At 41.3% G+C, this 25,968-nt stretch carries 20 protein-coding genes and 2 CRISPR repeat arrays; of the genes, 19 read left to right on the top strand and 1 reads right to left on the bottom strand.

Annotated features, from left to right (window positions below; translation table 11 throughout):
* The first annotated feature begins 30 nt into the window (after positions 1-30).
* The 15 genes from ACDE64_RS13215 to ACDE64_RS13145 all read left to right on the top strand — a co-directional run bounded on the left by ACDE64_RS13215 (position 31) and on the right by ACDE64_RS13145 (position 21,079).
* Positions 31-3,825 (top strand): 5'-nucleotidase C-terminal domain-containing protein, encoded by a 3,795-nt coding sequence (locus ACDE64_RS13215; protein WP_411347112.1) that lies wholly within the window; start codon positions 31-33, stop codon positions 3,823-3,825.
* 498 nt (positions 3,826-4,323) lie between these two features.
* On the top strand, positions 4,324-4,698 hold the full coding sequence (locus tag ACDE64_RS13210) for a hypothetical protein (RefSeq protein ID WP_411347111.1): 375 nt from the start codon (positions 4,324-4,326) through the stop codon (positions 4,696-4,698).
* 60 nt (positions 4,699-4,758) lie between these two features.
* On the top strand, positions 4,759-4,950 hold the full coding sequence (locus ACDE64_RS13205; protein ID WP_411347110.1) for an excalibur calcium-binding domain-containing protein: 192 nt from the start codon (positions 4,759-4,761) through the stop codon (positions 4,948-4,950).
* 160 nt (positions 4,951-5,110) lie between these two features.
* Positions 5,111-5,839: a DUF6602 domain-containing protein gene (locus ACDE64_RS13200; protein ID WP_411347109.1), complete on the top strand. Its 729-nt coding sequence runs from the start codon at positions 5,111-5,113 to the stop codon at positions 5,837-5,839.
* Between the two features lie 310 nt (positions 5,840-6,149).
* A CRISPR array of direct repeats spans positions 6,150-7,731; the repeat unit is 32 nt; unit sequence GTTACTCCCCGTGCGGGAGTATGGATTGAAAG.
* A 277-nt stretch (positions 7,732-8,008) separates the two neighbouring features.
* Positions 8,009-8,947 (top strand): DUF6602 domain-containing protein, encoded by a 939-nt coding sequence (locus tag ACDE64_RS13195; protein WP_411347108.1) that lies wholly within the window; start codon positions 8,009-8,011, stop codon positions 8,945-8,947.
* A gap of 44 nt (positions 8,948-8,991) precedes the next feature.
* Entirely contained in the window at positions 8,992-10,434 is a 1,443-nt protein-coding gene (gene cmr1 / locus ACDE64_RS13190; RefSeq protein ID WP_411347107.1) for a type III-B CRISPR module RAMP protein Cmr1, read from the top strand.
* A complete protein-coding gene (gene cas10, locus ACDE64_RS13185; protein WP_411347106.1) occupies positions 10,404-12,242 on the top strand; it encodes a type III-B CRISPR-associated protein Cas10/Cmr2 in 1,839 nt (612 codons plus the stop codon). Before cmr1 ends, cas10 begins: the two co-directional genes overlap by 31 nt.
* Complete coding sequence (locus ACDE64_RS13180) at positions 12,211-13,560, top strand: type III-B CRISPR module-associated Cmr3 family protein (RefSeq protein ID WP_411347105.1); 1,350 nt, start codon at positions 12,211-12,213, stop codon at positions 13,558-13,560. Before cas10 ends, ACDE64_RS13180 begins: the two co-directional genes overlap by 32 nt.
* A 59-nt stretch (positions 13,561-13,619) precedes the next feature.
* A complete protein-coding gene (gene cmr4 / locus ACDE64_RS13175; protein ID WP_411347104.1) occupies positions 13,620-14,534 on the top strand; it encodes a type III-B CRISPR module RAMP protein Cmr4 in 915 nt (304 codons plus the stop codon).
* Positions 14,534-14,968, top strand: coding sequence for a type III-B CRISPR module-associated protein Cmr5 (gene cmr5 / locus ACDE64_RS13170; RefSeq protein WP_411347103.1), 435 nt, complete (start codon positions 14,534-14,536; stop codon positions 14,966-14,968). The genes cmr4 and cmr5 overlap by 1 nt, the downstream gene beginning before the upstream one ends.
* Positions 14,965-15,771 carry a type III-B CRISPR module RAMP protein Cmr6 gene (gene cmr6, locus ACDE64_RS13165; RefSeq protein WP_411347102.1) on the top strand — a complete coding sequence of 269 codons (807 nt, stop codon included), beginning with the start codon at positions 14,965-14,967 and terminating at the stop codon, positions 15,769-15,771. The genes cmr5 and cmr6 overlap by 4 nt, the downstream gene beginning before the upstream one ends.
* Positions 15,772-16,088: 317 nt before the next feature.
* Positions 16,089-16,789: direct repeats of the CRISPR family, unit length 33 nt; unit sequence GTTACTCCCCGTGCGGGAGTGTGGATTGAAAGA.
* Positions 16,790-17,182: 393 nt separating this feature from the next.
* Positions 17,183-18,058, top strand: a complete 876-nt coding sequence (locus ACDE64_RS13160; RefSeq protein ID WP_411347101.1) for an Rpn family recombination-promoting nuclease/putative transposase — start codon at positions 17,183-17,185, stop codon at positions 18,056-18,058.
* 603 nt (positions 18,059-18,661) lie between these two features.
* The gene (locus ACDE64_RS13155) at positions 18,662-18,919 is read left to right on the top strand and encodes a hypothetical protein (RefSeq protein WP_411347100.1); all 258 of its coding nucleotides are present in this window, start codon (positions 18,662-18,664) and stop codon (positions 18,917-18,919) included.
* Between the two features lie 391 nt (positions 18,920-19,310).
* On the top strand, positions 19,311-20,573 hold the full coding sequence (locus ACDE64_RS13150; protein ID WP_411347099.1) for a nucleotide-binding domain-containing protein: 1,263 nt from the start codon (positions 19,311-19,313) through the stop codon (positions 20,571-20,573).
* 26 nt (positions 20,574-20,599) lie between these two features.
* The gene (locus ACDE64_RS13145; protein WP_411347098.1) at positions 20,600-21,079 is read left to right on the top strand and encodes a Pycsar system effector family protein; all 480 of its coding nucleotides are present in this window, start codon (positions 20,600-20,602) and stop codon (positions 21,077-21,079) included.
* Between the two features lie 590 nt (positions 21,080-21,669).
* Here the strand turns inward: ACDE64_RS13145 and ACDE64_RS13140 are convergent.
* Positions 21,670-21,996: a helix-turn-helix domain-containing protein gene (locus ACDE64_RS13140; protein WP_411347097.1), complete on the bottom strand. Its 327-nt coding sequence runs from the start codon at positions 21,994-21,996 to the stop codon at positions 21,670-21,672.
* A 406-nt stretch (positions 21,997-22,402) separates the two neighbouring features.
* On the opposite strand from ACDE64_RS13140, the gene ACDE64_RS13135 reads away from it, so the two are divergent.
* From ACDE64_RS13135 to ACDE64_RS13120, 4 genes are all read left to right on the top strand, one after another.
* Positions 22,403-22,549, top strand: a complete 147-nt coding sequence (locus ACDE64_RS13135; protein ID WP_411347096.1) for a hypothetical protein — start codon at positions 22,403-22,405, stop codon at positions 22,547-22,549.
* Positions 22,550-22,586: 37 nt separating this feature from the next.
* Complete coding sequence (locus ACDE64_RS13130) at positions 22,587-22,859, top strand: group-specific protein (protein ID WP_411347095.1); 273 nt, start codon at positions 22,587-22,589, stop codon at positions 22,857-22,859.
* Positions 22,860-22,927: 68 nt separating this feature from the next.
* Positions 22,928-23,716 carry a transcription termination/antitermination NusG family protein gene (locus ACDE64_RS13125; RefSeq protein ID WP_411347094.1) on the top strand — a complete coding sequence of 263 codons (789 nt, stop codon included), beginning with the start codon at positions 22,928-22,930 and terminating at the stop codon, positions 23,714-23,716.
* A complete protein-coding gene (locus ACDE64_RS13120) occupies positions 23,716-25,956 on the top strand; it encodes an ATP-dependent RecD-like DNA helicase (protein ID WP_411347093.1) in 2,241 nt (746 codons plus the stop codon). The genes ACDE64_RS13125 and ACDE64_RS13120 overlap by 1 nt, the downstream gene beginning before the upstream one ends.
* Positions 25,957-25,968 lie beyond the last annotated feature (12 nt).

Raw genomic sequence — 25,968 nt, 5'->3', positions numbered from 1 at the left:
TCAAAGTTAAGGATAAGGAGTAGAGAAACCATGGACAGTACAACCAAATGGAGTTGTGGAAAACAGATGCAAGGAAGTCAAAAAATCAGTAGGGTATGGATACACATCGCTCTTTGTTTTTCGCTAGTGATAACAAGTACCAGTATTCCGTCTACTGTTCAAGCAGCGGATGTTCAAATTCCACATGAGAATGCGATACTACAGCAGGGAAATAACAGCTTTCCCTTGACGATCATACATACGAACGACACGCATTCGAGTCTTGATAATGTAGCACGGCGGATTACGGCGGTTAATCAGGCGCGACAACAGGCAGAAAAGGAAAACGTACCTTCCATTTTAGTGGATTCTGGAGATGTGATGACGGGTACCATGTACTTTATCAAATATCTCGGACAGGCTGAATTGGATTTTATGAATCGAATGAAGTACGATGCCATGACTTTTGGTAATCACGAATTTGATCGAGGGCCTGAGGTGCTCGCTAATTTCATCAAAGGCGCACAATTTCCGTTTGTAGCTTCAAATGTTGATTTCTCAAATGACGACTTGCTTAGTCCATTCCAAGTGAATGATACGACACTGACTCCTAAGCAGATCCATCCCTATTTAATCAAAGAAATCAATGGCGAACCCGTCGGTATATTTGGACTTACGACAGAAGATACCAAGTTGACCTCGTCCCCTGGGAAAGTCATGATTTCTGAACCGATAGCTCGCGCCAAGGCAGTAACAGCTGAACTTCGACAGCAGGGAGTCAACAAAGTGATCGTGTTATCTCATTTAGGATACGGACTTGATCTTGAACTCGCGCGTCAGGTGCCGTATATCGATATCATTGCTGGTGGACACAGTCACACGCTACTCAAAACACCGACTGTCATTGCACATGATGGTGGTAACCCGACAATTATTGTTCAAACCGAAGATAAGTCCGTTCATGTCGGCAATTTGAAAGTTGAATTTGATGCAACAGGTAAACTGATTCAGTGGCAGGAGAATTTGATTGAAGTGAGTAAGCAACCTGAAGATGCTGCTACGAAAACAGTATTAGAGCAGTATAAAAAAGGAATTGCTGAAGAATACAACACCGTCATTGGCAAATCTGAAGTCGACTTACTCGGAGCTGTTTCAGGTTGGGGCGTTCCGCGCTTAGTACGAAAAGAAGAAACTGCGATCGGTAATCTAGTCGTGGATGCTATGTTGGATAAAGTGAAAGAGGTACAAACAGGAGCTCTTATGGCGATCCAAAATGGCGGCGGGGTTCGGATTAACTTTTTTAAAGGCAATTTAACAACAGGACTTGCTCAGGAAATGTTGCCCTTTAGTAACGACCTGGTTGTACTGGAGATGAGTGGGCAAGAGATCTGGGATACGCTTGAAATTGGAGTGTCTCGTAGACCCGGCGAGTTTGGCGGCTTTCCCAATGTAGCCGGTATGAAATTTACGTACGACTCCAATCGTCCATCGGGACAGCGGCTGCTTTCAGTCAGCGTCCAGATTGGACCCAATCGGTATGTTCCGTTAAATACACAAGCAAACTATCGGATAGCGACAAATGTATATATGGCAAAAGGAGGAGACGGACACACTGTCCTCCAAAACGCATATGAGCAAGGTCGGATCGTGGAGCTGTGGAATGAACAGCATCCGTATGAGCCGGATTTTCAAGTCTTGGTTGATTATCTGCATAAGCTGGGTACATTGACTACACAAAATACCGGTACTACTGGACGAATTACAGATTTAGTTGGCAAAACGCCTATTGTTGATTCTGAGCTGCCCCAATGGCCGTCTTCGGCGAAGGGAATTGCAACTGACGTAAGACAAGATCGCGCGACGCTGCACTGGACAGCAGCTGAAGATAATGCTGCAATTGTTAGCTATCGTATCTATCAAGGTGACCGACAAATTGCGCAATGGGATGCTTCCGATTACAAATTAAACAACTATGAACCGTATTATGAGTATACTGTTACTGGTCTCACGCCGGCGACCGAGTATACATTTACAGTGGAAGCAGTGGATTCGGCGCAAAGAGTTACCGCACATGCACTGACAGTTCAATTTCATACAGTAGACCCTTCCGATCAGTCGCCACCAACATGGCCCGCATCGGCTCGTTTAGAAGCAACTCATATTGGCAAGACGGAAGCACAATTGTCTTGGCCTGCGGCGACGGATAACATTGGAATTTCAGAATATCGTATCTATGATGGACACGAGCAGATCGCGCGTGTACAAGATGATACTTATACGAAGGGTACCCTGCATGTACCAGATGGAACGGTGACCGCATCTACCTATACCAATGATAATGTTACAGTACGTCAAAATGTATACTACAATTACACTATACGTGATCTGCTCCCAGACCATGCCTATACCTTTTCTGTAGAAGCGCTGGATCGTAGTGGTCTTGTTACTGAAGACCGATTGATTGTCTCTGTACGTACACCGTCAGACGATCATTCCAGCGGTGGACATGGTGGGAACGGAGGCAGTGGGAATACAGGCGGAGGAACAGTCGTGGTACCAGATCCGCCCCCTACACCGCCGGTGAATATTCCAACGCCTCAGCCCCCTGTAGCGATACGTGGAGGCAGCCAGTGGGACATTCCGCGTGCAGATATTGTAATGAAACCTGCACCTGATGGAGCATCCAACGTAGGGATATTGAAACTGGATGGGGATACATTACGACAGGCAGTAGAGCTTGCTGATCAGGGCAAAGCATGGATCAAATTGCCAGATGTGGACGCGAAGTCTATTCAAATTCGAATGCCGGCTACGGCATGGGCACAGTATCAGGGCATCATTGCTATACAAAACAAGGGGTTGACCTACGAGTTGCCTGCTAGCGTTGTTTCGCCAGACACGTTAGCAGCTCAATGGAATCTCAATCCACAGCACATTAAGCTTACCGTAACGATGGGACACACCGACGATTCGCTCACATCAACGCTTCAAACCATTGTTGCGGATCATCACGCAACTCTCATGGCTGATCCTATGCAGTTCTCAGTAACGGTAGAAGCGGATGGACAAGTCTATGAGATGAATGATTTTGGCAAAACCTATGTAACGCGTACGCTCGTATTGGATCGTGTCCTAGATCCGGCTTCATTAACTGCTGTGCGTTTAAATGCAAGTACGGGACAAATGACATTTGTTCCTGCTGTATTTTCAACTGCCAATGGCGCGACTACAGCAGTTATTCAATCGAGTAGTAATAGTATGTATGGAGTGATACAAACGACGACGGCACCATGGAGTGATCTGATCGGGCATTGGTCGGAACAAGATGTGCAGTTGCTTCACGCCAAATGGATTATCAATGGGCAATCTTCTAAACAGTTTGCGCCAAACGCATCGATCACAAGAGCTGAATTTGCCGCCATGCTTGTTCGCAGTTTGGGACTAGAATTGACTGCAAAATCTTCGACAACGTTCAAAGATATGAACGGGAGCGAATGGTACGCTTCCGCCCTATCGACAGCGGTTGAAAAGCGCTTGATGCAGGGCTTTGAGGATCACACTATTCGAGCACAAGATTTTATTACACGTGCACAAATGGCTGTAATGGTACAGCGCGCCGCGCAATTGACAGGGCAGCAGCCGGTTGCTATATCTACGCCTGTGCCATATCAAGATGCTAGCGACTTACCTGCTTGGGCAAGCGATGCTATTCAAATGACAACGACAGTTGGATGGATGCACGGTATACCAGAGAGGAACGTTCATGCTTCATCGGCAGCGACTCGCGCTGAAGCAGCAGTGATGGTTAGTCGGATGCTCAAATCATTCGGTTTTATCAATTCATGATGATCGGATAGGAAAGTAATAATTCAACGATTTGTTTTATCATACGAAGAAAAGTCCAGCTTCTATCAATAGGAAGCTGGACTTTTTCTTGTTTCTTTAAGAACGAGGTAGACCTTTACATAGGATGGTCAAGAAAAAAATATAAGTTAGAAAATCAAACGGCATAAACAATCAATTTTCGACATTTAAGGATAAATTTTGTTATACAGTTAGTGACTTAGTATTCCGTTATACTAATGAGGGATAATTTGGAATTTGAGGACTCCATATACATATGAGTTGAGTGAATAATGAGCTCTATTTGATCCTAACATGCAAATAGGTGGTGTTGGCACTGAAAAGAAAAAAAGCGTAGAAGATCGTTGGATGTTTATTCCGTACATTATAATCTTCTTCCGATGGAGAAAACTAAACAAAATGCAGCTTGGGTTTGGTATGACCTAGGCGATCATCTCTTTAATTTTAGGAATCATTAATGGTCAAACTGAATAAGCGAAAATGAACTCATTGGTAGCGGATCCAAGCTCTAACTCCACTCAAGTTGTTCAAGCCGAGGTCAAGCAGCCGTCTGTCGAATTGGTGGATACATCGACAAAAGAAGACGCATCTAAATCAGCAGCCGTCATTGACGATGCTAAGTACGATGCTGTAGTTAAGTTTCCAGCAGCAAAGTACCCTCAAACAGCAAGTCATATCATGACAGCAATCGCAAAAGGGAAGCCAGCCGTATGCACGATTGATCGAGCTGGTGCAGATGTGGCTTATGTGGCGTCTTCTGACAATCGCGATGCAGGATCATGGGTGGGAAATAAGTTGAGTGACTATCCAGATGGACCGCGTATTCTCTTTACTATGGCTGTTGAAGAGAAGTAGGCAGCAAGTACGGATGCACAGGAAAAAACGAATAAAGTAACTGAGAAGAAAGCCGGAGTTGTGACTGAAGCTCCGAAAAAAGTAGAGACGAAGAAAGAGCCGATAGTCGAGACCGAGCCAGTAGTGGTAGAGGAACCGGAGGAATATGTGTCATACAAGAATTGTTCGGCAGTACGTGCAGCCGGGAAAGCTCCATTGCTTGAAGGTGAGCCAGGCTATAGCACAAAATTGGATCGGATCGTGATGGAGTAGCATGTGAGTAGCAGAATAGTCCCATATTAGTTGAAGTAATAATATAAATTGTTAATAAATTTACTTTCAGCTTTACGCGGTCTAAGTAGTGAACTGGCTTTAGTATACCAATTTCAAAAATGTTATATGACTTAAATAGATACTAAGGAGTATGGTTAAAGTGAAAAAAACAAATTTGAAAAATCTTTTTCATGGCTTGCAAAATCAGATGATTCATACTTTGTCGTCTAATCGTGAAAATATAGATCATCCAGGAGCTAAAGGAGATGCTTCTGAACTGGATTGGATCGAATGGTTAGAAACATACTTACCTAAGCGTTACAAAGTTGGAAAAGCTTTTGTCATAGATTCAACTAATCAAATCAGTGACCAAATTGATCTTGTGATCTATGATCAACAATATACGCCTTTTGTATACGTTACAAAAGGAACCTCCTACATTCCTGCGGAAAGCGTATATGCAGTTTTTGAAGTTAAGCAGAGTTTCAATACTAAAAATATAAAATATGCTGGTGAGAAATTTGAGACTGTACGAAGATTGTATCGAACTTCCGCAGATATTTATCACCTCGGCGGTAAAGGGAAAAAAGAGCATTTCCGGATTTTGTCTGGTTTAGTTTGTCTGGATAGCGATTTTAGTCCAGCATTCAGCGAAACAAGCCAAAAAAAAATATTAGACTTAAAAAATTTGCAACAGCTTGATTTGGCATGTGTACTCCAAAAAGGTTCGTTCTGGGTAAATTACGATGCTGAACCACGAATTGAATTCAGCACAGAAGAAGAAGCTTTAATCTCTTTCTTCTTTAGGTTAGTGGGAGAGCTTCAAAAGCTTGGAACTGCTCCCGCTATGGATATTGAAGAATATGCTAAAGCATTGGATTCAATGTAGTTATTATATGGACTAAAATGTTACTTGAATACTATATACTGGAAATTTAGAAAAAGCATGAATCGAGAATTAATGCTGTAGCTTGTAGCGTATAACAGATCACATTGAGTCACCAATATATAAGCATCATTTTAGCGGAAAAGCGCGAACCCCAAGCACACATAAAATCCCTAGGAGGTTCGCGCTGCTTGCTACATAAGGGATTTCGGGGTTTTTGTTGTATTTTTGTCCGTTATAAAGTAGTCTAAAAATGAGGTTCGCGGAAATCGCCTGTTTTTGCCTTGAAGGGTAAGGGCTAAGAAGGCGGGCAGTTACTCCCCGTGCGGGAGTATGGATTGAAAGAATAGGCACGTCATAATACTCGTCATCTTCTCCCGTTACTCCCCGTGCGGGAGTATGGATTGAAAGACGTTAAACGTCTGGGCGCAGACTTCACGATTAAAGCGGTTACTCCCCGTGCGGGAGTATGGATTGAAAGAGTTGATAAGGTTGTGGTCAATTTTGTTAAATGAGTTACTCCCCGTGCGGGAGTATGGATTGAAAGTTCCAGGTAATACGCGTAATTCCACCGCGCCAAAGTTACTCCCCGTGCGGGAGTATGGATTGAAAGATATAAATGTACCTCCGTCGCCCATCGCACGCTTACGGTTACTCCCCGTGCGGGAGTATGGATTGAAAGAAACTCGGTGGCTTAACAAAAAACTGTTCTTCTGTTACTCCCCGTGCGGGAGTATGGATTGAAAGTGAAAGTATCAAACAAAATCGGCAGAAAGCAGAATCGTTACTCCCCGTGCGGGAGTATGGATTGAAAGTTCGCTGAGTGCGACAACCAGCTGCTGGTGAAATAGTTACTCCCCGTGCGGGAGTATGGATTGAAAGGAAAAATTAACATGTTTCATTCCAACATTATTAAGTTACTCCCCGTGCGGGAGTATGGATTGAAAGATATAAATCTTTATATGACGATTTTGATGAACTAGTTACTCCCCGTGCGGGAGTATGGATTGAAAGATCGTTACAACCTAAATCGTGATCAAGGGACAATACAGTTACTCCCCGTGCGGGAGTATGGATTGAAAGAACATCATTCCATCCTTCTTCTTTAGTTGGAAATTGTTACTCCCCGTGCGGGAGTATGGATTGAAAGAGTATGATTTAAATGAGCAAAACAAGTGGGTTAAGTTACTCCCCGTGCGGGAGTATGGATTGAAAGTACCTAAATTAATGAAAAAGATCCAAGCGACTAAGTTACTCCCCGTGCGGGAGTATGGATTGAAAGGGTTTAAGAATAGCGAATAATACAATATCATGATCGTTACTCCCCGTGCGGGAGTATGGATTGAAAGGATGACAAACTCTGAATCCCGACAGATCGGACACTTGTTACTCCCCGTGCGGGAGTATGGATTGAAAGAACCGTAGAGAATAATTCCCCTCTACCAGTGGAGTAAAGTTACTCCCCGTGCGGGAGTATGGATTGAAAGGATGACAAACTCTGAATCCCGACAGATCGGACACTTGTTACTCCCCGTGCGGGAGTATGGATTGAAAGAACCGTAGAGAATAATTCCCCTCTACCAGTGGAGTAAAGTTACTCCCCGTGCGGGAGTATGGATTGAAAGTTGGTGATGGTATTGCTGGCATCTCTGCCCTTTGCGTTACTCCCCGTGCGGGAGTATGGATTGAAAGGTTACTGTCTGTGGTTGGATTCGTTGCTGTAGATCAGGTTACCCCCCGTGCGGGAGTATGGATTGAAAGAGTCGAATTGCGTTAATTGCACTATACATATTTGTAGGTTACTCCCCGTGCGGGAGTATGGATTGAAAGGTATACTCTGGGCTATCGAACAGCCCCTTTGCCGTTACTCCCCGTGCGGGAGTGTGGATTGAAAGCCGCTGCTGCTCTTCTAAATTATCAATTGCTCTTTACACAGAAAAAGCAGTGAAGTCATAGTTATCATTTATAAAATCAATAAAAAACAGACCTTGTAATCGAAGGTCTGTTTTTTATTTTCACGGATATATAGAAGTTCGCTAACCAAGCTAGAAAGCATAATTTAAATATAACGTGACTATTCAGGTTCTTTTTACTATAATCAGTAAAAATGGTAGTTATATTTTACTATGTATATTTATTACTGTTATATATCGTATAGTAGAAAGGAATCATATGATGGCGAATTCTTCTAGTGAAGATAAAAAAGTATTTGAGCAAATTGAAAAGAACTACCGCTACTTAAACAAGACCATGGTTGAAGAAATTAATATTGCGGCTGTGCATGGTGGGTTGACTGGTGATTACCGAGAGGAAATGTGGATCAAGTTTTTTCGGAGTATCATTCCACTCAAATATTCTATTGCACAAGGTGTCCTGATTATCGATTCCGAAAAAAGAGTGTCTCGCGAAGTCGACATTGCGATCTATGACGATCAGTACACGCCGTATGTATTTCAATACAACACGCTTAAATTTATTCCGATTGAAGCTGTTGTCGTAGCAATTGAATGTAAAAGCACTGAAGTAGATGAAGAAGCTTTAATCACTTGGGCAGACAGTATTGCACAATTAGAACCTAAAGCATCCGGCATTGCTCGAACTCTATCGGGATATTCTGTAGGCTTTACAAACCCTACGCAGAAAAAATCACGGCCGATTCGTATCCTGGCTACCAATTTAACCAAAGTCAAAGATACAACGATCCAAAATCATATTACGAATCTTCAAGGTAGCTTTGATTTTGTGATACTTAAACAGCCGAAGGAAGATACGTTGTTTGAGGTTATTGTACCTAACGAAACCAAGAGCTTAGGTTGGTGGGGGGACACGTTGAATGGATTACCTCTTCAACAAGAAGGCGAAGAAATCTTGAAATTGCATCCCACTACCCCTGCATTATTTGAAGGAATAACCGAGAGTCATCCAGAGCTGAGGTTTAATGAGGAGCAAGTGGCTTTGGACAATACGCTTGCTGACCTTAGAATACCGAATAATCCGCTCCTTACGCTTAACTTTCAGCTTAATCAATTGCTGATGCTGATTAATAATCCTATGTTGTTCCCTCATTTTGCGTATGCTGAAGCTTTTAAACAAATAACAAAATATGAATAAAATATAGTAGGAATCATTCAAAATGAGAAGGGAGAGTTACAAGATTGAGAAAGTTACCTCCATTAGAATCGTCTAATTCTATCGTTGATATTCATACTGATCTACCCTCACTTCATCAAGTGTTTCGATACAAAATTCACGTAGTGACACCGATATTTGGTGGTGGTGTCCAAGCGGCAGAAGTGGATGTGAACCATCCGATTCGTATCAGCTCCATACGAGGACAATTACGTTTTTGGTGGCGCGCCACGCGTGGAGCCATATTTGATAATGCCTATGATCTGCGTAAACGCGAAGTTGAGATTTTTGGAGATACGGAACATCCTAGTAACGTAAAAGTTTGGGTAGAACATGTTGGTGAATTTAATAAAGCTTCTTATACAGTAGAGGGCGGTTCAAAGGATAATCGCTCTCAAAAACAATCGGAACCGCAAGAGCTACCATATCCTTTGTACTTATTTCAACAAAAAATCGGTACTACTAAAGACTATTTAGAGGGAAGCTATTTTACATTATGCATACAGCTTCCTCTTTTAGGTTCTATAAACAATACAGATGCCGAAACTATGAACGATTTACAAATAGACATTAAAAGTGCTTTGTGGGCGTGGATAAATTTTGGTGGTATTGGGGCAAGAACTAGAAGAGGTGGGGGCAGTTTATATTGTGAAGACTTCTCACCGAATGATGACGATTGCTCTAGCTTCACTCGTTTTTTCGCATGGTTTGACTTAGCTATTCAAAAAAAATATCGTTTAAGTTTTCTCGCAAAAAGTCCAACCAGAGAATGGCCGACGTTAAGTACAGATATTCGAGTCGGTATAAACTCAACCAGTGCAAATGAGAATACCGAAAGTTGGAAAACAGTAATTCATTCCTACAGTTCTTTTCGCAAGCGCTCTAATCTAAAAAGTAATGGCAAAGCTGGAAGGAGCCACTGGCCAGAAGCAGATTCGATTCGTGACCTGTTAAATAGTGCGCACCCTAAACATGCTAAACCCTTACATTTTTCAAGAACTAATTCTAAGAAGCAAGTAAAGGGATTTCCAAGAGCTCAATTTGGGTTACCTATCATTTTTCAATTTAGACCTGTTAAAGAAAGTGTCGAAAAATACATTGTGAATAATAATTATTTAAAAAAAATTAGTCGTGAGCCTTACAGGACTAAGTTGACTATAAAAGGTAAAGATCGTCTGTCCTCTCCCTTATTATTAAAATCAATGGCTTTTAGTGAAGAAAAGGGTATCAGTTTAATCGCCTTTCTTCATCAACCTCCTATCACCAATTTGATATTGAAAGTAGAAGAAGGAAGTAAGAAAAATACTACGTATTTAGTTCGAATGAATATGGATCAGATGAATTATGTAAACAGTCCATTGATAAATAAAAATGATTCCAAGCAATTATTTGAATCGGCTATACAAGCTTTTCTAAATAGCGAGGAGGTCAAAGAATTTTGTCAGCATCCCAACAACAGAAAATCATGATGCTTTTCTCCATCGGACCCGTTCAAGAATTTATTGCTCAGGCCCGACGTACAAGGGACCTCTGGTTTGGTTCACATCTGCTATCTGAACTGAGCTGGGCAGGTGCGATGGCGTTCCAAGAGCTGGGAGGAAAGGTTGTTTATCCCGTGCTAGCTACAAATGTCGGCTTAGACCAGGGAAGTGCACCCAACCGTATCCTGGGTATTATCGGAGCGGATGTAGACCCGCAGCGCATAGCTTTTAACGTCAGACACGCGATGAGTGGTGTCTGGATGGAGCATGTCAAACAAGCCCGTGCTCAAGTAAAGGGCCTGATTAAGGAGAACACCTGGGATCGACAGGTAGCCGATCTAATCGAGTATTATGCGGTGTGGAGGCGATACGATGTAGACGCTTCATCTTATGCACAGACCCTAGCTCAAGTAGAGCACGACATGATGGCTCGCAAAACCTTACGGGATTTCAGGCAAAATGAACCCGGTGTACTGTATGGTGAAGTAAAATCCACACTGGATGGCGGTAGAGAATCGGTGTGGTTAACACCACGTCATGATGTTGAAGCTGCCAAACAACAGCAACAACTCCTTCGATTAGGTGTGAAGAAGAATGAGCAGTTGGATGCGATATCCGTCGTGAAGCGAATAAAAACGGCGTTATCAGATCAACATACGTTTCCTTCTGTGTGTGAAATGGCCTTTCGTCCTTTTAAGCAGAGTTTAAAAGAAGATAGCGCTACTTCTGAGCTTGCCCATGCCTACCAGCGCCAAGTAAACGTCTACATAAAAGATAAGTTATCTGCCGGTTCGATGCTCAATGAGCCGCTGGATGCGCGTCTGTTTTATGTTCGTCGCGTTGAAGAGTATATCGATGAATATACGAAGGGTACGCTGCCAGAGAAAGTACAATGGGTTCAGCAGATCATCCAGTGGCTGGAGGAGCTCTATCGACGTATTCCAGAACCTACACCGTACTATGCCTTTATCGTCGCGGATGGTGACCGCATGGGGCATATGCTTCGATCCATTCAAAATGATGAACAACACATTACATTTTCTGAAAAACTATCTGCCTTCTCAGCACAAGCTCAGCAGATTATAGCCGATTGTGAGGGTCAACTGATCTATGGCGGCGGCGACGATGTGATGGCGTATGTCCCTGTGCATACCTGTCTTCAAGCAGCCGAGAGATTACGCCAGGCATTTCAGGGGAAGGTTTCTTCTAACACAACAGGACAATCCGCAACGTTATCTGTCGGTATGGTCATTGTACACATGTTAGAACCGCTAGAAGAAGTACGCCAGTGGGCACAGGCGGCTGAGAAACATGCGAAACAACAGCGGAATTCTTTAGCGATCCATGTTCATAAACGTGGCGGAGGCGACCAATTGCAGATGTCGCTTTCCTTTAACCATGATCCAATTGGAACGCTTATAGGCTTACTGATCGATTTCCGTCAGGGTTATTTCTCGACACAATTGGCGTATGAATTGCGCAATCTGTATATTACCTATCGCCAGTTAGCTAAGTCATCTTCATGGTTAAATGAAGATTCTGTTTTGCACGAGGTATTATATGACGAAATTAGACGCCTGGCTATAAAGAAAAAACCAACGTTGATGAGTGAAGAGCTACATCAAGCCTTCCGTACTAAACTACTGGGCCTCTTCAACGGACAAGGAGAGTCTTCCATCGTATTACTTGATCCATTGCTTCGGTTACAACAACTTACCGAGCAACTTATTTTGACGATTCAGCTAGAGGAGGTACGCACAGCCCATGAAGACATTCATCCGAGTCCAACCCCTTGATCCGATCATGATTCGCGATGGGCGCCCCTTTACTCGGACACCTGGCATTCGTGCACATACATTAAACAACATTTCGCCAAGTGTACTCGCGGGTTCGATTCGTACTCTGCTAACCAAACAAGCGCAGGCTTTCGAAGAAGCTTCCATCGATTTTAAACGCTTTACGAAAACGAAAATTCGGGGTCCAGTGTATGTGTGGAAGGATCAGATGTATTTTGCTGTGCCTCAAGATGCTCAAGTGTATGAGAACGGAGAACATCTGCATATTGAGCCCGTTCAACCACAGCCAAAGCCTAGTGAAGATAGCGGGTTTTTCGGCACGGGTAAAATGGGACTCTATGATGATCTCTGGTTACCGAAGGTCGCTGTATCTCAAGTGGCTGAAGCAGAGAGCGGAGAATACAAACTAGCATCGAAGCAGCCAACCCATGTGAGTGCAGCGTATATGTACCAATGGTTAAGTCATCCTACCACATCATTCCAAAACGAATATGCCGATCAGGTGAAAGTATGGCAAGAAGAACTAAAGAAGTCTACTCTTAAGCCAGAGCACCATGCCTTTTTGCCTTTGTTTCAGAAAGAGGAACGAACCCATATTGAGCGTGATCTCCTCACCTCCAGAGCCAAAGATCAACAATTGTTTAACACCCAATCGCTCATTCTTCCTAAAGATTTGACCTTACAAGCTGAAATGATATTACCAGAACAAGAGCTGTGGCGTGAAGGATTGTCTGAACTTCATCCCATGGGTGGCAAACGCCGCCTTGCTCATTTTATGGAAAAGCATACACTGCATGAAGATCAATGGAAATGTCCGGACGAAGTCGCACAAGCACTAGAAAATCAATCGTATTTTCGGATCGTGTTAGCGACCCCTGCGTATTTCCGTCGAGGCTGGCTTCCAAGCTGGCTGAACGAAGATATGGAATCCAATGATTTGTTTGCGAAATTGTTTAACACGACCCTACGGGTGCGATTACGCTGGGCTTGTGTACCACGATGGGAAGCGGTATCAGGTTGGCGTATGGAGAAGACCACGGAAAAAGATAAGAAAGATCAGGCTACTGACCAACCGACATCCACAAAACCTTATAGAGGGGAAGGTCACGAAAAAGCGATCCGTCGTATGGTTCCAGCAGGCAGTGTGTATTTCTTTGAGGTTATCGAAGATGCACAAGGTGTAAAAGGCAATCCGGCTGAATTAGCCAAAGCGATGTGGCTTCAATCTGTATCGGATACGAATCGGCGCTTTGAAGCTTTTGATCAAGAAGATGGTTGTGGATTAGCACTCTGGGGTGTATGGCATCCCGACCTATAATTCGGCTTTAGATAGAAGCATAACAAATCTACAATTTTACATGTAAAGGAGTATCGTCCATGAATAATGCTAGTCGTTGGTATTGGCTTCACTGTTTATCTCCCCTACATATTGGCTCTGGCGATGGAGTCGGTATCATTGATCAACCGATTATCCGAGAGAAAGTCACCGAGTGGCCATTTATCCCAGGTAGTACGGTGAAAGGTGTTCTGCGTAATCACTTCATCTCGCAAGAGGAGAGCAAACAGGCAGAGGGGGACTTTGCCTGGATAGATCAAGCCTTTGGTAGAGGTAAAGGGAAAGAGGAAGAGTTAGCTGGTGCAGTGGTATTTTCTGATGGGAGATTACTGGCGTTTCCTGTCGCCAGTCGTTATGGCATTTTTGCCTATGTGACAAGTCCACTCGTACTGGAGCGTTTCAAACGAGATGCGACGGCGATGGGAATCGATGTGACGATGCCAGACATGAGTTCCTTTACAGCCGAACAAGCTTGGATCACAAAGGATTCCAAGCTTGTTGATAAGGTATCCAAAACTTCTCTTACGGTATACATCGATGAATTTGTCGGCAATGCGGAAAAGAATACCGAATGGGATACGTTCGCTACGTGGCTAGGTCAGCAATGCTTTGCTGGAGATACCGAATCCCAGCGTTTATTTGTGGAACGTTGTATTGTTGTTTCCGATGAAGTCTTTCAATATCTGGTCACGATGTGTAGTGAAGTGACGCCGCGTATTCGTTTGAATGAAGAAACGAAGACGACCGTAGACGGCGCACTGTGGTATGAAGAGTATGTACCAACGGAAGCTCTATTTTATGGAATGATGTGGTGTGATCGGATACCTGCGCAGGAGAAGACCACAACGAAAGACGCATTGCTGCGCCATCTGGAAACTCAAACGGTGATTCAAATGGGTGGCAATGCGACCGTAGGTAAAGGTAGAGTGAACTACCGGGCGGGAGGGGAGCGCTAATGCAATCGGCTCAGCATCACTATGCGGAACAAGCGTATAAGGGCATTCAAGAAGTGAAAGAGTCGCATGCTGATCTGGTGAACGAGTATGGTCAGTTATGCCATCGTTTTCCATCGTTGGTGTTAACGAACGGATTGCGATTGGCTTATATTTTCTTTGCAAAAAAGGCGGCACTATCGAACGAGGCTAAACCTAATGCCTATCGGTTGTATTTAGCTCATATGAAAGAAGCATTACAGATGGATAATTGGGAGAAGGGGCTTGGATTAGCAAATCGGCATGGCAAGGTACTATCCGGTGCTTCCTCTCAAACTTCATATCTATATCTTTCGCGTAATGCACTCAATGCTTCGGTTTGGTTTAAACGATATGCGGAGGCGATTTTAAAGGTAGAGCAACGTAACGATATGTCTGATTTGGAGGGGGAAACATGAATATGTACCTGGCACTCACCAAATCGCACTATGATGTGACTGGCCGAGAACATGCAATGGCTCAGGCGTTATTCAAAGAGGGCGATAGTAAAGGTTCTTTTTATAAAGTCGCACTACAGCAATATAAGAACGAATTGAAAGATACGTCGTATGAAAAAGATTATGAGGTATGTTTTAATCGTTACTATGAGAATAGTGCATTTGGATTACAGGAGCATGTTACGTTTGAAGTATCGAACGCTCCTAGCTCAGCACTTGTGATCGGTAATGGAACGACTTCGGTGTTGGAAACCTATTTGTCTTTACATCCTACCTATGGTGTTCCGTATCTGCCAGGTACAGCGTTAAAAGGACTTGCTGTTCGAGCTGCGAATCAATTGGCTGAGCTTCATACACGCTCTGAACTGGCAAAGGACGGAGTAGAGTATAGGACGTTATTTGGTACTCGGGAAGCTGCGGGCTTTATTCATTTTCATGATGCACTGGTTACACCTGGAACGGCAAAAGAAGCTATTCAATTGGATGTGTTAACGCCGCATCATCAGGAATATAATCAGATTTCAGTGAAGGGAGAAAAGAAGGAAACGTTTTATGCTGCACCAAGAGATGATGATTCTCCTGTGCCAGTTCCTTTTCTCCATGCACAAGGTACTTATAAAGTGGCTCTTAGCTGTGAAGGTGAAGCTTCGGTAGCAAAAGATTGGTTGAAACTAGCGGTCTCGATCCTACAGTTTGCTTTAGAGCATGAAGGCATAGGTGGAAAAACGAATGCAGGATATGGCCGGATGGTAACAAGTTCATAAACTGATTTCAGAAGTGAACAATAGCTTCTTACGCACGATTGTAAATTACAATCGGGAAGGATCATAACGGGCTTTCCGTCACAAGCCTTTTCTGTAGGTAAGAGTAAAGGAAGCTATTATAGAAAAAATGACAAGAGGAAAATGAAAAAGCGCGAACCCCAAGCACACATAAAATCTCTAGGAGGTTCGCGCTGCTTGCTACATAAGGGATTTCGGGGTTTTTGTTGTATTTTTGTCCGTTATAAAGTAGTCTAAAAATGAGGTTCGCGGAAATCGCCTGTTTTTGCCTTGAAGGGTAAGGGCTGAGAAGGCAGGCAGTCACTCCCCGTGCGGGAGTGTGGATTGAAAGTTCGTCTCAGTCAACGTCATCTGGATCATGTCCCGTCACTCCCCGTGCGGGAGTGTGGATTGAAAGTTCTAGCTACAGCGTGGTTTGCGCTTATGACGTACGTCACTCCCCGTGCGGGAGTGTGGATTGAAAGGTCAACCACTTTACTTAACAACATCTCGCCGAAGTCACTCCCCGTGCGGGAGTGTGGATTTAAAGATGAATCCTCTCGACGATTCCGGAAACGCTAAAGTCACTCCCCGTGCGGGAGTGTGGATTGAAAGACGGGTCACCGTGCCTATGCCACGAAGCTTTGATATGTTACTCCCCGTGCGGGAGTGTGGATTGAAAGATCGATGCCCAAGTGAAGCGCTGGATCTCGCCAGCGTTACTCCCCGTGCGGGAGTGTGGATTGAAAGAAAATAACTGCTTGCTGTTTACGATTTTGATCAAGTGTTACTCCCCGTGCGGGAGTGTGGATTGAAAGAGAAGTATAGCGCCATGAACCGGCTCAACGTCGAGTTACTCCCCGTGCGGGAGTGTGGATTGAAAGGTAACCGATTGACGCCAAATCAGATAACACAGTGTCGAGTTACTCCTCGTGCGGGAGTGTGGATTGAAAGAAGGTCTGTAGCATATTTCGAATCTGGGACAAAGGTTACTCCCCGTGCGCGAGTGTGGATTGAAAGTTGAGGATTGAATCAATCAATAGAGATTTTTGTTGTCGCTCTCCGCGCGAGAGAATGAATCTAGCTAGAACTGCCATAATGCAGATGTAGCTATTGTAGCGTAGGGCTGAGGGAATGAATAATACCAGGGCATGGCTGCACATGCTGCTAACGTGGTAGGTGGATTGGTATGGCGGTTCATAGATTTCTTGTCCTTAGCCCCATCTTTAAATGATCTCACAGCCTACAATATTTCATGAAATACGAACAAAAGTTCTTGCTAGTTCTTGATTTCCTCGTTATAATGGAGTTAGCTCAAAAAGCGCCCATCGTCTTATTTACGATCTATAACCTCAATCTTGAGGTTATTTTTAGTTGTAGAGGAAGATGAAGCGTAGTCAGTGGAGGATGTATCATGACGGAATTGCTTGATCCTCGAAATGATTTCTTGTTTAAACGTATTTTTGGTAGTGAAGAAAACCGAGATGTGTTGCTAGCATTTTTGAACCGGACGTTCACGGAAGCAGGGCGACCGCCACTGAGCGAAATTCTTCTTTTGAACCCGTACACCGATAAAGATTCACCGAGTGATAAACAATCCATTTTAGATATTCGCGCCCGGACGGTGGAAGGCGAACGAATCAATGTGGAAATGCAACTGTTTAATCGGTATGATATGGAAAAGCGAACGCTGTTTTATTGGAGTAAGTTATATGCGTCCCAACTTGTTCAAGGGCAGTCGTATAGTACGTTGCAACGATGCGTTACGATTAACATTTTGAATTTTGAGCTGTTACGCAATGATTTGTACCATAGTGTGTTTCACTTACGCGAAGATCAGACGGGCATCGCCTTAACAGATGATATCGAGATTCATTGTTTGGAGTTACCTAAACTGAATGCGAAGTCGATTCCGATTGAACAAGGTGGACTCGCGAATTGGCTGTTGTTTCTGAAAGGCGCAACACCCGATCAATGGGAGGTGCTGACCATGAATGAACCGAAGTTGAAAAAAGCGATGGATACATTGGAATTTTTGAGTCAGGATCAGGAGGCACGGATGCAGTATGAAGCAAGACAAAAATATCTGCATGATCAGGCATCGCTGATGGAAGCCGCTAAAAATGCAGAGAAGTATGGCTTTCGCGTAGGAATGGAAGAAGGAATTCAGCACGAAAAGAAACAAACCGCCTTGCGTTTGCTTCGTCTGCAATTAGCTATTCCCGATGTTGTTACGGCAACTGGACTTTCCGAACAGGAAGTTACTGCTTTATATGAATCGTTGAAATAAACAACTTGATATCGAAGAATGAAGCCGCCTAGACAGGTCATCCCTGATCGAACGCGGCTTTTTTTGCATTTTATATTCAGAAGAATGTTAAAATTAGAGCGTTACAAGTTAGGTATAGTGGAAGTTCGAAGAGGACTGTAAACGCAAAAGATTGTAGCTACTAATTTAACAATATACAAATGGAGAATAGGCTGACAGATACAAGAGTAAGACAGCTATCACAGTAAAAATCGGAATCATGAAGAACATTAAAAAATTATATAGGTGGGAATTTAACATTTCTAATGCAGACTGTCCTAAAAGTCTTTTTGTTAGTTATAAAATCAACTATTTTTATCCGTAAATTTGGATTATAAGTGTCATATGTAGTTATTGTAAAAATCTCAATCTCGGTTTTTTCTAACATTGACTATACTATCACTAAGAGGGGATCTGTATAAGACTTTAATCCTGCTTTAGTATAGTTTAAATTATAAATTGTTACTTTTTACTCAGTAATATCTTGAAAAGAGAACGTTTGTTCTGTATAATTTTGTGTACAAAAGTAATCAAGAATTTTGATCGTGGTATAAACTTCGTTAAACATAGGAAGGAGTATAAAAAATGCTTGAATTTATTGGACCTTCTATTGAAAAACGGATTGAGATTATAACTCAAGAAAATGAGAAAAAGCTTCAAAAGCAGTATAGCGAGTTTGATGCAATTTTAAGTAATATAAAATCTCATATTCCAGATCATTTACGAGACGATGTAAGTAAACTAGAGACCATGTACATACAGCGAACCGATGAAATAGGTCCTACTTATCGTATAGGATTTGAAGATGCGATCAAATTGTTTACATTTTTTTATAAAGTATAGAGCTACCAATGCAAAATTGATAAAACGTAGAAAACTTTCAAGATTAAGAAAATTTCTTTATCAGGTTGTATTCATATCTTCTACGTAAAATATTCACCAGAATAATTTATAGCTTATTCTCAATTTGTAATTTTTTAAGGGAAACGATTGTATACTTCATTAGTCCTTTCATAGATGTAATAATCTGTACTAATGAACTTATTATCAGCGTTTGAATTTTATGCGATTTTTAGCATAAGAAGAAATTTTGATTCATCAGTTTATTTTTTTTCTTGAAAATTATAGATTTAAATATAGTTTCAAACTTTATTATTTAATAAATTTGAATTGGAAGATTGTTGTTTTTATTATATAATTTAGTTGATGAATATAATGTTTTAAGGAGAATGTGATGGCTAAATTAGATAAAATATTAAATGAGATCTTTGAATATAACAAGAAAACTGGCAGCCTTGAAAAAGGTTTTTTTATGGAGTCATCAAATCGTTCAAATCAGATAGAGACTTATATTCGACCTCCTTTTTTAGAATTAAGAAAACTTTTTGGGAAATCAGATAATTGTTTTTCGACGTCAATCGGATGTCATCCAGATTTCATAAATTTAAAAGAGAATAGCCTTGAATATCAATATATTGTTTCTGTTTTTATGGATATTTCTGGTTCAACAAAACTAGGGCTTAAATTTGATCTTCCACAGGTTAGATTTTATAAAAATGCTATCTTAAGATCTGCTATTGAAATATTCCAAGCCTTTGATGGGCATATCCATCGCTTACAAGGAGATGCTATCTTTGCTTTTTTTGGAAGCAAAAGTGTAACTAAAGCTGATGCAATAATAAATGCTTTAAATGCTTCTTCGCTTATGCAATCCTTTAATAAAAACTCATTAAATGATTTTTTTGATAGTTATGGATTAGATCCTTTAAAAATAAGAATTGGAATCGATGTTGGCGATGATCCTGATGTTTTATGGTCAAAGTATGGAATAGCTGACATACACGAAATTACAACAACTAGTATCCATACTGATCTTGCAGCCAAGCTACAATCAAAAGCCAAAGGGAACAGTATCATGATTGGCGAGAATATTTTTCGTTATTTAGACCTTCCAGATAAGTATTTAACAATAAGAAATTATCAAGAGAATTCTCAACAAGTCGAAGAACTATTTATAATTAAAAACCCTAACTACTCTATGAGGTTGTTTGAGTGGGGAAAGTATCTTGAAGACTTTCCATATTCAATAAATGATCGTAACTCGAATTATATATCTCCAGATCATTTTGAACTTAAATGTTATATTATTGAGAATGATATTGAAACAGAATATCATAGTAGTAGTTTTGCCCTTAAAAAGAATTTAAAATTGAAATTTGTTTTCTTGGCAAAATTTTTAAAACCCACTAATATCAAATGGGAAGTTGAAAATACAGGACAAGAGGCTCGACTTGCAGGGAACTTGAAATTCAGTATGCCTGATAAAGAAGGAAAATATGAATGTTTTCAAACTACGCAATATAATGGATATCATTATATGATATGCAGTATATTTGGTAGAAACAATAGTTTAATTATAAAATGTAAATTTGGCATATTTGTTAATGATAATATACAGAGTTTAAAAAGTATATCTTATAAGGTTGTTATTGAATAATATAATGAAGAAAAGAAAGGAATAATATGCATAGAATTGAATTTAGCAAACATGAAATGAATTATCTCAGTGATTATATTAAATTTGCAGATGCTAAAGCAGGAGTGATTATTGGAATCAATGCTCTGCTAATAAAAGAAGTATTCAGCAAATTTCAACCAAAACAACTATATACTCTACAAGACTTCTTAGGATTATTAGGAGTAATGGTACTTTTAATTGGAATATGTTTTTTAATTAGCGTTGTTCTTCCAAGAACTAATTTTAAAGCATCGAAAGGAATTATCTTTTGGGATAACATTAAAAAATATGATTCTCCAAGTGATTATATTTCAGATATTATTGCTTTAGATGAATTAAAGCTTAGTGAAAAATTGGCAGAGCAAAATTTTTATCTAGCTAAGACTGCATCGAGAAAGTATTTATTTCTTGTTATTGGATTTTGGGTCAGCACAGTTGGGGCGCTATTTAGTTCTTGTTGGTTTTGCTTTAGTTACTTTATATAATTTAAATTTTTTACTAAGTATAGCTTAAAAGTCATATATAAAGCTGGCTTCTCAATATATAGCTATATAAAGATATATTTATTATTGATTTGTTTAAAGAGTTATGCCGCAGCAGCAATAGTTTTTATCAGTACAATCATTTGTAGAAAATAGACTAACCAGTACCTAGTCAATTAGCAATTAAAAGCCTCATATTATTGCTTATCAAAAACGCGAGCCTTGTGTTGGGCTCGCGTTTTTGATATTTATGATATTATTGATAATTCTCTAATAAATTTATGGCTGAGCACGAACGCTACTAGATTCCAGCCGTCAGCTAATGATCTCTAATCGTATTGCTTGATGCGCAGCAAATTTGGGTATAGCTAAGAGATTTTAACTCATACTACTCTGCAAGGGAGGAGCGATTATATATTCTCAGACTAACTTCATCCGAGCAAAAATATAACAAGAACTTGGAGTTGGAAAAGAGTCGGTTATCGATCTTTTTGCCACAGTAGTAATATATGAATCAACTTCCCCTATAGAACATGGATTGAACTTACTTCTACACCTCAGTAGTTCATCCACACTCTAACAAAGAGAATGATTTAATTATTATACATATTGCCTCGCATTTTCCGCATTTGTTCTACAAAAGCGGCGGCGGCAGTTTTTTCTTCTTCCGTCCAATCAACTGCAAATTTGCTTTCTTTTTTGTAATCCTCAACGTTTCTATAGTCAGTCAATCCTAACAAATAATCAGCACTGACCTCTAAAACTGTTGCTATCTTTTTTATTGTGTCAGGATCTGGATTTCTTATACCTCTTTCGTAATGTGATAGAACAGCATTGCTAATGCCGGTTTTCTGTGATAAATAAATTTGTGACCAGCCACGATGTTCCCTCTCATGTTTTAATCTTTTTCCAAAAGTCATTATCCACGCACCTCTATGTAACCCTTTTTATTTTAACGATTAATTAATAATAGCAATATTCAATGATTAGTATATTTTTTTATACAAATCATTGAATATTGATTGACATATACAAAATGTATAAATATAATCAATTTATAGATTATACACTTTGTATAAGTGGTTGGTGATAGAAAATGAATGTACGTGAAAAAATCAGAGAGATTGAATCATTAGAAATACGAATCAAGCTTTAATTGAACCTAGAATTGGCTGCATATCAGGTACATATTCATATAAAGAGAAAGATGAGGGTAACATCAATAAAGACGAATTTTAAAAATTGAGAAGGTATTAGAAGTAGAACCAGAATTTTTTAGTTAATAATTATACAATTTGTTTAATTATGCGAAAGGAGTAAATAAATATGACTTATAGACTAATCAAACAATCTACGAATATCGAATACATTCCCAAGTACGCCCTAAATCGCGAAAAAATAATCGAAGCACTAAGGATCTTAAAAGATGCCAAGCTGCTGCCAACCAGTTATTCTGCTACAAAGTCCAGTTAATTGCCTAAGATCTATCTTTAACTTAAAGGAGGTCTGTATGAGCAGTCTAATAAAAATTGAATTGGATAAGGGTGAAATCCAACAGCTTTGTAGAAAGCAAATTGCTGAGATAGTTAAAGATGTCGATGCGGAGTATATCTTTTGGGATGCCAAAGAGTTACAACGTCGCACTTGCATGAGTTGGAACTTTATACAGGATACATTTTTTCACGATAGACGATTTATCAAGCGGAAGATCGGAAACAAGTGGTATTTCCCGGTGAAGGAAACGCGGACATTTCTTACAGAATGGCTTATCGAACAAGAATAGTATTCTTATAACAACAGAATAAATATATTAGTTTTACAAGTTGCAAAAACATGAGGGAGGTTATCCTGATGGGAGCTGCATTTGCGATTCAAGTAATGACGGGAAAAGAGTCAAATGTGAAACGATTGATGGAGTGGGCATTCAGCAAAAATGTGAATGCTCAAAAATGGATTAAAGCGATTCATACGTTCTCACAGACTACTCAGCGCGTACTCCAATCTGGAGAGTTGGGAAAACCGGTTAGCCGAGCATCGATGCCAGGCTATATTTTTCTGGAGATGCATTATGCTGTAGGCGAAGACAACACATCTGCTTATATTGCGGATGATGTGTGGCATCTTATTAAAAGTATCCCTGGCGTACTTAAACAGTTTACCCGAAGTGGTCAAATCATTAGCGAAGAAGAGTTTGAACAGATGCTTGGACTGGATGTAACCGATCAAATCGAAGTATCTACACCATTAGGAGAAGACACCCTACAAGAAGAAGCAAAAACATTAGCTAAGGCTGAAGTAAATGTGAAGCTTGCTCTACATCAAGCAAATACAGCAGAACATCCGCAAGAACGCAATGAAGCAGAGCAAATACTTGAGCACATGATTCAGCAAGAAGAAGCGATTGTACAGGGTGGACAGAAACTAGATACGATCACTGCTGAGTTGGAGTCGCTAGATGAGCAGCAGAAGTCCCATCCCATCATCCGTACGATTAAGAGCATGGTACGGAGCAATAAAGAAATTGTTCGCTTGCCAAGAACGACGCTAAAATGCATTGGAGTTTCGGACGACGATATACTGTATGCTCATATAATCCTGAATCAATTGCGGCAGTTTATCCGTAGGCTAGGTACATCCTGATGAATACAACTGCACTTACGGGGCATATTGATTACTTCATTTATCCTCGCAACGGACGATTGAGTTCTGAACATGACTTCGGAATTGCTCATTTTCAAATAGACGCTCCTTCACAAGAACCTGTTGTCATTAAAGGTTCGCTATTTGGCATGCAAAAAAATGAGCGAATGACTGTGTATGGAGGATGGGAAACACATGCCAAGCATGGTGACCAATTTGTCATTACACATTGGGAACGTCCATTACCGACGACTGCACAACAAGGGATTGCTTTCCTTAGTTCTAAGTTTGTGAAGGGCTGCGGCAAAAAGCGAGCTGAGCTAATTGTGCATCATTTGGGCGATCAGGCGGTTGAGCAGATTATGCATGAAGGAGCTGACTGCTTACTAAGCATCAAAGGAGTCGGACGGAAGAATGCTACAAAGATTGCGGATAGCATTCAATGCAATTTTGACATCCAACAGGTAATGATGGCATTGCTGCCTTATGGGATACCCGTAGAACTGGTCACTAAAGTATATTCCGCTTGGGGAACAGAGTGTATCGACATGATCCGGCGTAATCCATATCGACTGACAGCATTACATTGGATCAGTTTTGTAAAAGCGGATGAAATTGCGCTACGCATCGGCATTGCTATGGACGCGCCCTGTCGCTGCAATGCCGCGTTACACCATACACTGAATGAACTATGTTATGGCGGCGGACACTGTTATGTGCAAGAACAGCATCTGGTTACCCGCACGCTACATCTTTTACATGGCGTAGACGAGCGCGAAGTGTGGACCGAATTGCAATTGATGGCTGCTCATGAACAGGTAATTTGGGAAAGGGATCGTGTGTATCTTAAGTCGCTGTATATTTATGAGAGTAAGCTAGCGTATAAGGTGAGCTGTATGGTGCAACGCTCGGTGCAAGCTGCTCCTAACTTGGATCAACTGATCCGCGAATATCAGTTGCAGCATACAATCATATTGGCAGCGAAGCAGCGGGAAGCAATATATGCGCTGTTTACGCACAGGCTTCTTATTGTCACTGGAAATCCGGGAACAGGAAAAACTACAACGGTACAAGCCATGCTGGAAGTGTATCAGCAAAAGCATCCAGACGCCAACATAGGCTTATGTGCACCAGCAGCTCGTGCAGTACGCCGATTGGGCGAAATCACTCAACGTGATTCGGAGACATTGCATCTGTTACTTGGATTTCGTCCGGGAGAAGAACCGGAGTACGGAGAATGTTTGCCCTTACCGTTTGACCTAATCATCGTGGACGAAACATCGATGATGGATGTCCAGCTTGCCTATTATTTATTTCAGGCAGTAGGTTCAAAAACAAGCGTAGTGCTGATCGGGGATAGCAATCAATTGGCTTCAGTCGGTCCTGGTCATGTGTTACGCGATCTCATTGCAGCGGGAGTTCCCCATATTCGCTTGGATGAGCTTTTTCGTCGTTCTAGGGAAAGCCAAATTACAATGAATGCTCACCGAATCAACGACGGTAAGGATATTCAAGTTAATGGTTCGAAAGACGATTTTTACTTTATTGATCAATCTAATCCCCAAGCAATTCAAGAGCTAATCGTCCGAAGTGTTCTACGATTTGCAGAGAAAGGGTATCCGATGGACAGTATCTTTGTCCTTAGTCCTCAAAAAAAAGGAATCATTGGAACGGAGGCGCTGAATATTGCTTTACAAGCAGCTATTAATCCGCCAGTAGAGGACAAGGTGGAATTGAAAATACAGGAAATCGTCTACCGACAGGGCGATAAGATTCTTCGATTACGCCGGAATGATTACCGCAAACACGTATTAAATGGAGATATCGGCACCGTTATAGACACAAAGCCTTTATTAGATGAGGCAGGCACAGAAACCGATGAGATTGGTTTACTGTGTGACTTTTATGGTCACGAGGTGCTGTTATCTCATCATGAATTACGTGATTTTGGTTTGGGATACGCCGCTACGATCCACAAAACGATTGGATGTGAGGCTCCAATTGTGATCATGCCTGTATCAATGGAGCACCGACCGATGCTGATTAGAGAAAACATGTATACTGGATTGACTAGAGCCAAGCAGATTGCCGTTATGATTGGATCGCGCCAAGCTTTACGCTATGCAATCCAAAACAAAAATAAATTGCCGCGTAAGACAGGGTTGTATGAAAAAGTGAGACAGCATCTAGTGGATCTGTCTGCATCTAGCCCTGACACAAGAAAGGAGAACGCAAATTGAACATCCAACCAT

This window comes from Paenibacillus sp. WLX2291, from assembly GCF_046603665.1.
In the GTDB taxonomy this organism is placed as follows: Bacteria; Bacillota; Bacilli; order Paenibacillales; family Paenibacillaceae; genus Saccharibacillus.
This window is presented reverse-complemented; position numbering and strand designations above follow the sequence as displayed.